The following is an 11,754-nucleotide window of genomic DNA, read 5'->3' on the forward strand; positions in this document are numbered from 1 at the left end:
GGGCAGTCTGCGGGGCACTTGAAACAGTCAGCTTTCGGGCTTACACTCACAGGCTTGTCCACTCCACCTTGTCAGACCATGACCATACTCACGACTGCACGCCTGCGCCTGGAACCATTTACTGACAGCCATTTTGAAGGTCTGTCGCGCATGAACAGTGAGCCTGAAGTCATGCGTTACATCACAGGCAAGCCGGAAACACCGGAAGAAACCCTGTCTGTCATAGAACGCGTCAAAGGACGCTGGGTAGAATTTGGTTTTTCCTGGTGGAGTTTTATCGAACTTGACACCAATGAAATCATCGGTGCCGGTTGCATACAATATCTGGGACGCGACCCGGCCAACCCACTGGAAATTGGATGGCGCCTGCGCAAGGATAAATGGAATAAGGGCTATGCCTCAGAAGCCGCACAGGCCATGGCAACATTTGCCTTTGAGACGGTCAAGGGTGACTCTTTATTTGCGGTCTGCCATCAGGAAAACCTGGCATCCGCGCACGTCATGAAAAAGCTGGGCATGCAGTACCGTGGCATAGAACGATGGTATGACATGGATACGGCAGTATACGTGATGAGTCGGGAAGACTGGCTCGCCCGCGCCTGACCTGTGAGGCACAGGTACAGCGCATAATAGGCTGACTTCAATGCGTGAATTCAATGCGCGAATTCAATGCGCGAATTTCAGTGCGCAGTTTTCAATATGCAGATCAGCCATCTACCGCAACGATGATGCGGTTACGACCGTTTTCCTTGGCCTGATACAAAGCCATGTCGCTGCGTGACAGCGACACATCTGCATCAATATCGCTGGCCTGCATGACGGCAATGCCTATGCTGACGGTGACGGGAATAATTTGTCCATTCGCATTGACCGGCGTTTCGCGCATTTGCTTTTGTACCCTTTGTGCAAACACGGTCGCTTCTGACACACTCGCACCAGCCAGGACGACGGCAAATTCTTCGCCGCCCACACGGCCAGCGTAATCTGTCTTGCGCAATTCATCGTCCAGGATATGGGCAAAATGTCTGAGTACCAAATCACCGACGGCATGACCATGGGTATCGTTGATGATTTTAAAATTGTCCAGATCACACATCAATACCGCAGATGCCTTACCGGCACCACGCTGTATGCGGGCCAGTTCTTCTTCCATGCGTCCCATGAAACTGCGCCGGTTAGGAATTTGTGTCAGAAAATCGATAGTCGCCAGTTCCTGCAATTCCTGTTCTATGCGCTTGCGTTCGGTCACATCAGTGATGAAACCATGCCACAGAGTTGCGCCATCCGGCAGGCGACGTGGTCGCGCATCCATCTGACGCCAGCGCATGCCTTGCTGCGGCAGATTGACGCGGTATTCGTGATGCAAATGTTCCAGACGACTTGACGATGTCAGGATAGCTGCCCGGTAAGCCGGAAAATCCTCAGGGTGAATACGTGCATGAATCAAGTCCACGCATTCCTTCATTTGTGCCGGCGTCAGTTCATAGATATCGCGTATGCCTTCGCTAACATAGGAAAAACACTCCTTGCCATCCGGCTGCATGCGGTACTGGTATGCCAGGCCAGGTACTTCATTGGTCAGGCAGGTCACCAGGTCAACACTTTGTTGCAGACGCTCTGACAGTGCGCGCATGGTGGTGATATCGGTCGTGGTGCCCAGCATGCGCAGGGGCTTGCCATCTTCTGCCCGGCTGACCACTTTGCCACGGCTGGATATCCATTTATAACTTCCATCCTTGCAACGAACCCGGTGTTCGACTGCATAGCTTTCTGTCTTGCCATCAAAATGCGCCTGTATGGTAGCCTGCACATAGGCTCGGTCTTCCGGGTGCAGGCGCGCATAACTGTCTTCTATGCGGTTGGATATCTCGTTGTCGGCATAGCCGAGTATGGCTTTCCAGCCGGGTGAGTAATGAATTTCTCCAGACTGGATATCCCGGTCCCAGATGCCGGTTGCACTGCCTTCTATCGCCAGTGCCATGCGCATCATATTGGCGTGACTTTTGCGCGAGATATCGTGTGCTGCCTGTATTTTTTTCTGATCGGCGCGGTATTCGGCGATAGTGGAAATCATGCCTGGAAGTTCGGACAACACCTCGGCCGGCAATCTGGTGAATGCCTGATCTGCCTGTTGCAGCAGTACCAACCCACCCAGCAAGGTTTGCCCGGCACGGCGGACAGGCACACAGCCAACAAGGAATAGCTGTGGCGTAAGCATCGTGCTATGCGGGCTGGTCTGTCGAAAAACGCTGGCTTCCAGCAAAGCTTCGGCCCCGACTATCTCTTCTGCCGACCTGTCCAGCATGGCAAATATGTCTTGCGCAGTTGACTGGGTGACAAGGCTATTCAGTTCGTCCTGATACAGGCTGGTGGCAAACCATTCTGTAAGCCTGTCTTCATCTGTACCGGCCAATATCAGAATAGCCACACAACCAGGATATTTCTGTTCCAGGCTGCCAATCAACTGTTGCAATAATTCATCATAGGGAACTTTATGCGCGATTCCCGACAGGATGAGGCGGTAAAGTGCCAGCACATGCTGGCTGCCATGCGGGTTGCCATTCTGGCTTTCAAACGAAGTATCCAAACTCATCAACCTCAGGCATCCTCTGGGGAAATACCCTGAACCTGCCTTGCCGACAAAGCAATAACAGCTATGTCATATTCTGGCATGTCAGTGCATTTCATAAAGGCAACAGCTTGCTGCACCGTGCCTGCCAATCATATACCAAAGTCACTTTGCGTGACGCGCGTGTTCTATCTGCCTGCTACCAGCCTTGTTGCTTCAATGCCTCAATTTCAAAATCGCCATCATCAAGCAGTCGTTCCCATCCGGCAAACTTGCCCAAGCCCAGGGTTTTTGCCATCGATAGCAAGAGACTCTGCCCTGCCGCTGCGCGTTCCGGAATCAGTTGATAGACTGGGTCTTTAAACGCTGTTGCCGGCGTGGTAAATGTCCAGCCCATGTCACGGAATTGTTGTATCACATCACCCAGCCACATGGCATTGATGAGGTTATGGTGCATCAGTATGATTTGTGGAATATCGCGCCCCTGTAATTGCCATGACAAGGCGCGATAAGCTTCTGCGCGTTGTCGCACATGGGCAAGGTAAGCCAGCTTGATGGGGGTCACATCCGCTTGCGGATTTTTTTCCAGCACTGCTGTCAGTTTTTCATTTAAACGCCAGTCGCTGGTGTCCAGGCTGACATAGGCATTCCTATAATTTTGCTGTTTTAAAAAACTGCGCATGCCATCACGTTTTTCTGGCGTATTGCCTTCGCGCAAATAGGTATAGCGATACCATTTCTGATAACCGGACAAGCTGCTGATGATCTTGTCGCAGTCGAGTATTTCTTGCTGGTATTGGGCCAGACTGACTTTCTCGCTATGCAGATCAGGGTGGGTCATGCTGTGGTTGCCTATCGCATGTCCGGCATCGGACCAGGCTTTGGCCAGCGCATAACCGGCAGGCTGATTCGCGCCATTGTCTCCCGTCACGAACAAGGCCGCCGATACGCCATGGCTGGCCAGGGCATCCAGCATGGCTTGATTGCGTTGCTGAGGACTGAGCTTTGGTGTCTGCTCCAACTGGGGACCATCATCAAAAGTGAAAGCGACTGTCTGTGCATGGCAATTGCCAACAAAAAGCAGCAGTGCCGTTATGCAGTTGCAACTGAATGAGGAAAGATCGTGGCGGAATATTTTCATTGTGATTCAGGAAGTTGAAATGCGGATCAAGGCAATAGCATAACACCAGGCTTTTACACGATGCGTTATAGCAATATCACGCACTACCGGGCGCAGCAATAAGTTGATGCAATCTGATGCAATAGTAGATAAATATTCCAATCTGACATCGGAGGCCTATAATTCTGCAAGCTCTGCCTGCGCTTCTGCGCTCCAGGATATGTGTCCGTAGTGTACACAGTGAACCAAAGTGAACAGTTGTGAACATATTCTGCTTCCAACCTGAGAAGATATCAACATGAGGAGATATGAACATGAGTACCGTTACTGCACACGAACCTGGCGCATTTTGCTGGGTAGAACTTGCCACCAATGATCAAAAGGCCGCCAAGGCATTTTACGGTGAACTTTTCGGCTGGACTGCCAATGACCAGGACATGGGACCAGAAGGCGTGTACACCATTTTCCAGCGCAAGGGTAACGATGCCGCTGCCGCTTATACCCTGCATGCCGAACGTCAGGCCGGCATCCCACCGCACTGGATGATTTATATATCCAGCGAGAACGCGGAAGCAACAGCAAAACGCTGTACCGAACTGGGTGGGGAAATCGTGATGCCTGCATTTGATGTGTATGATCTGGGCCGCATGGCGGTATTGAAAGACCCTGCCGGTGCATTTCATAATATCTGGCAACCCGGCAAGAACACGGGTCTGGGCGTCCACAATGAACCTGGTGCCTTTTGTTGGGGACAGCTCAATACCAGCGATACGGCAAAGGCAGAAGCGTATTACACCGCCTTGTTTGGCTGGGGTACCAGCACCGGTACAGGCGGTGGCATGACTTATACGGAATGGCAGCATAACGGCACACCGATAGGCGGCATGATGGCCTTGCCGGATGGTCTTATGGCACCATCACACTGGCTGGCGTATTTCAGTGTGGAAGACTGTGATGCGTCCGCAGCCAAAGCCCAGGCCCTGGGTGCCGCCACCTATGTCGCGCCCAGCGACATTCCCAATACTGGTCGCTTTGCGGTTCTGGCCGATCCGCAAGGTGCCGTGTTCGCGATTTACCAGCAAAGTTAAATGCCGCAATAAAGCCATCACAGCCCCGGCTTGCGTATTCAGCCTTGTTGCAAAAAACTGATTGCGCGTGCGACACCCAGCCTGGGGCTGGACAAGACTTGCTTGCCTACGTCGGCCAAAGCCAGTGCTGCGGCTGCCATGGATGCCTGTGCCAATACGATGACATCGATATCGGCTGCATGCTTGTGCATCTGGTTTCTGACTGCCGTGCTGATCGCTTGCAGATAAGCGTCGCTGTCGCCTTGCAGGAAATACGCCCATGCATCACTGACCAGCAAATTGCTGATGCTGACAGGCTTGCCCAGTGCATGGGCTGATTCCATCAGTAATTCAGTGGTTGGCAACAAGGTCGTTTCCAACGCTGCCACCAGCAAAATACGTGGGCCCAATATGACAGCATAATCAGCCATGGCGCGATCTATTCTGGCCGTTTGAAAGCCCGTATGCACTGACATGTGCTCTGCCACGCCACCTATGCTGGAACATGTGCACACTACCAGGCGTGCACCACTGGCCGCAGCCTCTTGCATTGCGCTCTCTACATCCTTGACAACCGTCGTATGAGCAGCGCCCAGTTGCTGGGCACTTGCCAGCAAGGATGGTGCTACCTGATGATGCACTTTGAGTCCCGGTGCCATTTCCTGCACCAGGGCTTCAAAGCCGGCCACATGTACAGGCGAGGTATGTAAAAAAGCGAGCTCATGCTGCATGCGGTCGGTTTTCCTTCAATTGAGTTTTTTCATATGGGCGACAAGCTGGTCGAGCGCGGTGCCCCAGCCCTGATGAAATCCCATGTCCATATGTTTCTGTTTGTCTTCTGCATTTTTATGCAGGACGACTGCCTTATACTTTGTTCCCGCGTCATGGGCTTCAAATGTGATGATGGCAGTCATGAACGCATTGCCGGTAGGGCGAAAGCCAGGGCCAAGGGCATCGGTGAATACCAGTTTCTGACCATGAATGACTTCCAGGTAACAGCCTGTATTGTCGTGATCAACACCTTCGGGTGAACGCATGACCGTACGGAAGATACCGCCAGCTTTCAAATCAATTTCACAGTCTACGGTTTTCCAGGGTGCTGGCGTAAACCATTCGACCAGGTGCGCAGGCGTGGTCCAGGCCGCCCAGGCCAGCGATGGCGGGATATCGACGATACGTTCAAGTACCAGATCAAATTTGTTTTCTTCTTTGTTTTCCTCTGCACTCACTTCAGACATCGCGATTCTCCTTCATGTTGTTCAGATATTCATCGAGTTGATTAAAGCGGCTTTCCCAATCGCTGCGCTGCCGGGATAACCAGAGTTCGGCCTCTTTTAAAGCCTGTGGTGCCAGTTGATACGTCCTGACCCTACCGTTTTTTTCCGACATCACCAGGCCAGAATCTTCAAGTACCCGCAAATGCTGGGTAAATGATGGCAATGCCATGTCGAAATCCTGCGCCAGTTCGCTCACCGCTGCCGGTCCGCGACACAGACGTGCCAGTACGGCTCGCCGGGTCGTATCACCGAGAGCTGAAAACAGGTGGTCGAGTTGCTGGTCTAGCTGAGTATCAAGCTGAGTGCCGAGCTGAGTGCCGAGGTGCAAATGATGAGCAGACATGCATATTAATATAGTCCAGATTAATACTTAGGTAAATACCTTTGTGTTAAAAACGACTTATTGCGCGATTTTTTCTTCTTGCCGCAGATGCTTGAGACTTTGATCAAAGATATCTTGCAGATATCTATAGCGGGGAGACAGGTAAATATAGACCGGCTTCACAAACAGGTCTTGTAGGAAATAGCTATCCGCAGCTTGGTGATTGTCTTCAAGAACCTTGCGCGCCATGGACATGGTCATAATGCAGGCATCACCCAATTTTCTTAACACCATGCCGGCACAATCCTGTTCAGAGTTGACTGCAATTAATTGCTCCACTTCCTTGCGTGCTGCAATAGCAGCGTTGCCACGTACATAAAATACTTTATGTTTGCTCAGATCATTCAGGGATTTGACGATGAATGTCTTGTCATGAGTCAGCACCCCAAAGCTCAACTGTCCCAGAGCAGTAGGCACACGAATCGCCGTTGGTGCCATATTCTGAAACTCTTCAAACCGTGGCAATTCACCAGCGATTTCACCATCCTGCAACATCTTGATGGCACGTCCGGATGGGTAAGCTGTCAGGCTGCATACCAGGCCATGTAGATGACACAGTTTTTCCAGCAAACGCTTGCTGTCGGCAAAGGCTTCACCAGCTTCGCTAAGAGAAGAAGAAAAATGCAATACCTCGCGCTCACTGGCCTGCTGACGGCAACTTCCATCAGCACAGACCAAAAATAAAAGCAGCAAAAGAATTCCACGCACAATCGACAGCTTTCAAATGAAGGCTGGTACTTCGTCTGCTACATCGGGAATGGCGATAACGCATTTCATAAACAGGGATGAAGCGCGCTCCAAAGGACAGAGACGGAGATTATGGAACCAGTTAAATGGCAGTATTTAACAATACCAGTCGGCTGACAAGCGCAACCTGAGATAGTGTTGCAGGGCAGATGAAGACCGGTAATTTCCGCAAAAAAATGATGGCTTCGACATGTCAAATCCATCATTTTCCCAGGAACCTGTCAGCACGGCCCTGTAGGTCAGTGCTGACGTGCAACTGATTGTGTCATCTATGTCATCTATGTCATCTATGTCATCTATGTCACCTATGTCACCTACGCCGCCTTTGCCAATTCGACCGGTTCTGCTGCCAGTGCCTCTGCCGTGCGTTCAGCATTGTAAAGTTCCAGATTCAGCAAACCCAGACGCTTGGCGACAATGGTTGGCACCAGGGCCTGGCCGGCCACATTGACGGCAGTACGCCCCATGTCGATGATGGGTTCCACCGCCAGCAACAAACCTACGCCTTCAAGCGGCAAGCCAACGGTAGACAGGGTCAGCGTCAACATGACGGTTGCACCCGTCGTACCAGCAGTCGCTGTAGAGCCAAGTACTGACACCAGGGCAATCAGGCCCAATTGCGTGACATCGAGATGCAAGCCATAAAATTGCGCGATAAAAATCGCCGAAATCGCCGGATAAATCGAAGCGCAGCCATCCATCTTGGTGGTTGCCCCCAAGGGCACGGCAAAAGCGGCATATTCACGTGGCACGCCCAGATAACGTTCTGTGACACGCTCAGTCAGTGGCATGGTGCCCATGGATGAACGCGAAACAAATCCCAGTTGCACTGCTGGCCAGACACCGCTGAAATACTGGCGCACTGACAAGCCATGGATGCGTATCAGCACAGGATACACAATAAACAATACCAGCAACAGGCCAACATACACTGAAGCACTGAAACTGGCGAGTGAACCCAGCGCATCCCAACCATAACTGGCGACTGCATCACCCAGCAATGCCAGCGTGCCCAAGGGTGCCAGGCGAATAATCCACCATAATATTTTCTGCACTACGCCACCGACTGCATCGACCAGACGCAACAAGGGTTCTGCACGATCACCGATCTTGATTGCGGCAATCCCCACGGCAATGGAAATCACCAGTAACTGCAAGACGTTAAAACCAAGCTGCGTACTGGCAACTGCCTTCTCACCTACCAGTTTCACTGAACTGCTGGCTGTCATACCAAGAATATTCCCCGGCAGCAGCTGATTTAAAAAAGCCCACCAGGAACCTGTCCTTGATGGCGCCCCTGCCTTGGTCACGTCGACCACGGCACCGGCACCCGGATTCGCCAGCAGGCCAATCGCCAAGCCGATCGCAACAGCGATAAAAGCCGTAATGGCAAACCAGATCAGGGTTTGTGTCGCCAATTGCGCCGCATTTTGCAAACGCCGCAGATTGGCGATACTGCTGACTACCGCAGTCAGAATCAGTGGTGGAATCATCAGTTTCAACAAGCCAACATAGGCATTGCCTACCGCACCCAGAGCAACCTGCAACCAGTTCGCCTCTGTTCCTTGTGTGCCCATGTTACGCGCCACCAGACCAACCAGTATCCCGGCGACCAGACCGACCACGATTTGCGGCCCGAAAGATTTCCACCAGCGTGCACCATGTCCACTGGGCAATGCCGATACACCTGCCTTGTTATTTGAAGTTTGCATATCCTTATTCCCTATCCTCAGAAGCAACTATATTGATGCCTGTATCATGCACCAAAGCCGCCTCTATTAGAACTCATTTCTCAATAGAAGCGCATGCGTTTACCTCATAAGACAAGGCTGGCAGGATACGTGAGGTAAACCCTTGGTGGATTCACTGGTTCAGGTGCATTGCTGCGGTATCCGGATCAGTAAGCTGTTTGTGTTTACCGCCATTTAAAAAACCTTTCATAAAACGGCGGCGCACCAGAAAATGATAGCTGAGCAGACAAAACAATGTCGTTAGCAGGATATTGCAAGTCATTCTTGCTACCGCACCCAGGGGGCTGTGATACAGCAAAATACCAAATCCTATGGTTCCCAGCATGTGTACCAGATAGACCCAGTAAGAACTGTCGGCCATATAGGTGAGCACGCGATTCTGGCCGGGCAGATAGCGCAGGAATGCGCCAATCAGGCCAAAACTCCAGAGCCAGCTGACGCAATTATATAAATATGCCATTACCCACTGCATGCCATAGCTTACCGGTTCTGCGTCACCAACATGCTTGATCACACCCAAAAACACGATGAACACTGGTAAGCCAGCAATCATGTAAAACCAGCTTTTGCGTGCAAAATTTTCCAGCAACTCGCTCTGATAGTGATAAAGAAAAACACCAAATGTGAAAAATAGACCGCTGTGTATCAACTCTGCCGGATGAGGCACAAACGACCCCAGCGGAGTAACAACACCGCTGCGATAAAAACCACCCGCTACAGCCAGCGGCAAGGCCAGCAAGAATATACCCCACCAGTTCATGCCCAGTACTTTCCAGACTCTGGCAAAGCTTCCCTGCCACCCAGAGGGAACATGGACCGACAGGCGCAGCAGCAAAGCATACGCCAGACAATACAAAAACAGATAATAGATGAACCACAAATGCAGCAACGATACCTGGGGCCGGTCCGGAATTTGCGGAATAAGCGCGAAATCCACCCCTATCGTTCCATACGCATTCAAATGCGCATACACCGCCACCAGCAAACCCATGGCGATAGACAGTGCGGGCCAGAACAGCAAAAAAGGCCAAACCAGCTTGCGCACTCTTTGCCGCAACATGGCCGCAGTTCCACGCCGTGCAGCCAGCATGGCAACAAAGAAACCAGCCAGTATGAAAAACACCGGCATGCGAAAAGCGTGGATAAAAATAATCAACAAATCTGCCAGCAAACTGGTCTGACTGTCACGCCAGGGTGTAGGTGCCGGATTCACCATGTAATTGACCGACACATGCACCACGATGCCCAGCCACATCATGATGGCACGGAGATTATCGAGGGAATGCAGGCGCTGATTAGTATTCATATATTCCTGCTCTCAAGATTTGGAAACTGCTACAAACGATACATCCAGTCGCTTTCCCTGTTCCTGGCATCGTTCAGCAATTGTTGTGGACTGCGACCTGAGATATCTTTGCAATCGCGGATCAGGTGAGATTGATCGGCATAACCCTGGGTGCTGGCATGTTCAGCCCAATTCGGCACATGCCCCTGTGCCAGGCCCAGCAAAATCTGGCTATGGCTGCGCTTGGCACGCCACAATCTGGACAAGCCCAATAAAGGTAAACCTGCTTCCTTTCTGGCCCGTCTTTGCACCTGACGTTCACCGACACCAAGCAAACTGCAACTCAGACGCAGGCTCAGATTCTTCCCCATCTTGCGCAAGCGCGACCAGGGGTTGGCACACAAAGGACTGGCATATTGCGCCACATGGCTTTCTATTAGTTGACGCCGTTCTGCATCATCGCTGGCCAGGGCAACCGCTTCCAGCAAAGCCCGGCCCTGCAAATTCAAACTTGCCCGGGCATCAACAAAGCGATCTTGCACTATCGATAAATCCAGTTCAAACAAGGCATGAAAAGCATCCGCATAAAACACCGCCATAAAACTATGCCGCTCACCGATATTCACGGAAATCCCATACTGACTCTGACACCCAGCCAGAAATATCTGCGGCAAACGCTGGTCACGTTCCGCTTCACCTTGTTGCACCAGAGCAAGTTCCCCTTCCAGCATCCAGGTAATGCAACAAAAAGGCGAAGCAGGAAAATGATTCAACTGATCCAGCCCATCCAGACCACTACCACGGGTATCACGCACCACATACATCAACACATGCTCAGCCACCTGCCCACTGGCCGGCCAGATATGAGTTTGCGCCTTGGTGCTTATGTCAGTCTTATGCATGATGTGGATGCTACCCGCTTGATTGCAGTATGTATTGTACGTTTACGACATTTTTTGGATTGTTTAAGGAAATTTGTATTTTATTTGTGAGCTTCTTACTGGATAGCCAATCAATTCGTACAGGACTGTAAAGGTGGAAATTGAGAAGAACGATGCGTGAAACGTGGTGAGGCTGTGGCTGTGGCTGTGGCTGTTGCTGTTGGCTTTGTTTTTGTTTTTGTTTTTGTTTTTGACTTTAATCCGCTTGGGACGATGTAATTTGTGCTTCACAGAAAATGGAAAAAGAAGATCCGATGTTTGAGCGAAGCGAGTTGCGGATCTTCCCATTTTTTGGGATGCACAAATTATGCTGAAGCGTAGCGTAAGCACCCGAAGGGCGAGTCTGCGGTCGCCTTTTCTTTGGATACTTTATTTTGGCGAAGCAAAAGAAAGTATCTCGGCCGCCGGGCCGAGACCCGGCTTGTCTCCACGAAGGGCAATCATTTAATCAAAGTACGGCATACAACAAACGCCACTAGGCTCCAGCCTTCGCTGGAGCGACGATATGATGATTGCTGTTAATTGACTGAGACCCGGCTTGTGTCCACGAAGGGCAATCTTTCAATCAAAGTACGATATACAACGAACGTCGCTGGAGCGCCAGCCCGGTAGCCT

Annotated in this window: 11 protein-coding genes; 2 read left to right on the forward strand and 9 right to left on the reverse strand. The window is 51.3% G+C overall.

The window, feature by feature from the left end; genetic code table 11:
- The first annotated feature begins 78 nt into the window (after window positions 1-78).
- Entirely contained in the window at window positions 79-603 is a 525-nt protein-coding gene (locus tag ACO0LK_RS12095; RefSeq protein WP_422975354.1) for a GNAT family N-acetyltransferase, read from the forward strand.
- Window positions 604-706: 103 nt separating this feature from the next.
- Here the strand turns inward: ACO0LK_RS12095 and ACO0LK_RS12100 are convergent, their stop codons facing one another.
- Together ACO0LK_RS12100 and ACO0LK_RS12105 are read right to left on the reverse strand one after the other, a co-directional pair.
- Window positions 707-2,593 carry a sensor domain-containing diguanylate cyclase gene (locus tag ACO0LK_RS12100; RefSeq protein ID WP_422975356.1) on the reverse strand — a complete coding sequence of 629 codons (1,887 nt, stop codon included), beginning with the start codon at window positions 2,591-2,593 and terminating at the stop codon, window positions 707-709.
- Between the two features lie 175 nt (window positions 2,594-2,768).
- A complete protein-coding gene (locus ACO0LK_RS12105) occupies window positions 2,769-3,710 on the reverse strand; it encodes a polysaccharide deacetylase family protein (RefSeq protein ID WP_422975358.1) in 942 nt (313 codons plus the stop codon).
- 293 nt (window positions 3,711-4,003) lie between these two features.
- Here ACO0LK_RS12105 and ACO0LK_RS12110 point away from each other — a divergent pair, with 293 nt between their 5' ends.
- Window positions 4,004-4,777 carry a VOC family protein gene (locus tag ACO0LK_RS12110; protein WP_422975360.1) on the forward strand — a complete coding sequence of 258 codons (774 nt, stop codon included), beginning with the start codon at window positions 4,004-4,006 and terminating at the stop codon, window positions 4,775-4,777.
- Between the two features lie 38 nt (window positions 4,778-4,815).
- On the opposite strand, the gene ACO0LK_RS12115 is transcribed toward ACO0LK_RS12110, so the two are convergent.
- The 7 genes from ACO0LK_RS12115 to ACO0LK_RS12145 form a co-directional block, all read right to left on the reverse strand.
- Window positions 4,816-5,487: an Asp/Glu/hydantoin racemase gene (locus tag ACO0LK_RS12115; RefSeq protein ID WP_422975362.1), complete on the reverse strand. Its 672-nt coding sequence runs from the start codon at window positions 5,485-5,487 to the stop codon at window positions 4,816-4,818.
- Between the two features lie 15 nt (window positions 5,488-5,502).
- Window positions 5,503-5,994: an SRPBCC family protein gene (locus tag ACO0LK_RS12120; RefSeq protein WP_422975364.1), complete on the reverse strand. Its 492-nt coding sequence runs from the start codon at window positions 5,992-5,994 to the stop codon at window positions 5,503-5,505.
- A complete protein-coding gene (locus ACO0LK_RS12125; RefSeq protein WP_422975366.1) occupies window positions 5,987-6,376 on the reverse strand; it encodes an ArsR/SmtB family transcription factor in 390 nt (129 codons plus the stop codon). Before ACO0LK_RS12125 ends, ACO0LK_RS12120 begins: the two co-directional genes overlap by 8 nt.
- A 57-nt stretch (window positions 6,377-6,433) precedes the next feature.
- The gene (locus ACO0LK_RS12130) at window positions 6,434-7,108 is read right to left on the reverse strand and encodes a hypothetical protein (RefSeq protein WP_422975368.1); all 675 of its coding nucleotides are present in this window, start codon (window positions 7,106-7,108) and stop codon (window positions 6,434-6,436) included.
- 368 nt (window positions 7,109-7,476) lie between these two features.
- Window positions 7,477-8,874 carry a dicarboxylate/amino acid:cation symporter gene (locus ACO0LK_RS12135; protein ID WP_422975370.1) on the reverse strand — a complete coding sequence of 466 codons (1,398 nt, stop codon included), beginning with the start codon at window positions 8,872-8,874 and terminating at the stop codon, window positions 7,477-7,479.
- Between the two features lie 151 nt (window positions 8,875-9,025).
- Window positions 9,026-10,219, reverse strand: coding sequence for an acyltransferase family protein (locus tag ACO0LK_RS12140; RefSeq protein WP_422975372.1), 1,194 nt, complete (start codon window positions 10,217-10,219; stop codon window positions 9,026-9,028).
- Window positions 10,220-10,248: 29 nt separating this feature from the next.
- The gene (locus ACO0LK_RS12145; protein WP_422975374.1) at window positions 10,249-11,100 is read right to left on the reverse strand and encodes a hypothetical protein; all 852 of its coding nucleotides are present in this window, start codon (window positions 11,098-11,100) and stop codon (window positions 10,249-10,251) included.
- Between the last annotated feature and the right edge of the window lie 654 nt (window positions 11,101-11,754).

This window comes from Undibacterium sp. Ji49W, assembly GCF_049340205.1.
GTDB lineage: Bacteria > Pseudomonadota > Gammaproteobacteria > Burkholderiales > Burkholderiaceae_D > Undibacterium.

Coding starts and splice junctions, on each gene's coding strand:
- ACO0LK_RS12100 (WP_422975356.1), bottom strand. CDS start 2,593: ATGAGTTTGGATACTTCGTTTGAAAGCCAGAATGGCAACCCGCATGGC.
- ACO0LK_RS12120 (WP_422975364.1), bottom strand. CDS start 5,994: ATGTCTGAAGTGAGTGCAGAGGAAAACAAAGAAGAAAACAAATTTGAT.
- ACO0LK_RS12110 (WP_422975360.1), top strand. CDS start 4,004: ATGAGTACCGTTACTGCACACGAACCTGGCGCATTTTGCTGGGTAGAA.
- ACO0LK_RS12145 (WP_422975374.1), bottom strand. CDS start 11,100: ATGCATAAGACTGACATAAGCACCAAGGCGCAAACTCATATCTGGCCG.
- ACO0LK_RS12105 (WP_422975358.1), bottom strand. CDS start 3,710: ATGAAAATATTCCGCCACGATCTTTCCTCATTCAGTTGCAACTGCATA.
- ACO0LK_RS12135 (WP_422975370.1), bottom strand. CDS start 8,874: ATGCAAACTTCAAATAACAAGGCAGGTGTATCGGCATTGCCCAGTGGA.
- ACO0LK_RS12125 (WP_422975366.1), bottom strand. CDS start 6,376: ATGTCTGCTCATCATTTGCACCTCGGCACTCAGCTCGGCACTCAGCTT.
- ACO0LK_RS12140 (WP_422975372.1), bottom strand. CDS start 10,219: ATGAATACTAATCAGCGCCTGCATTCCCTCGATAATCTCCGTGCCATC.
- ACO0LK_RS12095 (WP_422975354.1), top strand. CDS start 79: ATGACCATACTCACGACTGCACGCCTGCGCCTGGAACCATTTACTGAC.
- ACO0LK_RS12115 (WP_422975362.1), bottom strand. CDS start 5,487: ATGCAGCATGAGCTCGCTTTTTTACATACCTCGCCTGTACATGTGGCC.